This is a genomic window from Herpetosiphon llansteffanensis, assembly GCF_003205875.1.
Taxonomy (GTDB): Bacteria; Chloroflexota; Chloroflexia; order Chloroflexales; family Herpetosiphonaceae; genus Herpetosiphon; species Herpetosiphon llansteffanensis.
On record NZ_PUBZ01000057.1, the window covers coordinates 1 to 403 of the forward strand.

The window sequence follows — 403 nt, forward strand, 5'->3', positions numbered from 1 at the left end:
CAATGAAATATATTAAACAATTAGAAAGTTCACCTCGTGGTATATACTGCGGAGCAATTGGACTATTACTTCCAACTGAAGATGATAAAATGATTTTTAATATTCCGATTCGTACTATTGAGTATAAATATGGACAAGCGATTTATGGAGTCGGAGCAGGTATTACAATTGATTCTAAGCCAAAAGATGAAGTGAATGAATTTTACGCAAAAACCAAGATTTTGGAGATGTTATAATGCAATTATTTGAAACAATGAAAATTGAAAATGGACATATCCCTAGACTTACTTATCATACTAATCGCATAAAATGTTCTTCTGAGCGATTAAACTTTAAATTTGATGAACATGCATGGCGAAATGAATTAAACGATGTAACAACAAAGTATCACAGTGGCCAATAT

2 protein-coding genes are annotated in these 403 nt (G+C 31.3%); both read left to right on the forward strand.

Annotation, left to right across the window (positions count from 1 at the left end; all coding sequences use genetic code 11):
* The coding region (locus tag C5S61_RS03855) for a chorismate-binding protein (RefSeq protein ID WP_205701356.1) at positions 1 to 236 on the forward strand (236 nt) is incomplete at its 5' end.
* The coding region (locus C5S61_RS27540; RefSeq protein ID WP_164689215.1) for an aminotransferase class IV at positions 236 to 403 on the forward strand (168 nt) is incomplete at its 3' end. The genes C5S61_RS03855 and C5S61_RS27540, both read left to right, overlap by 1 nt.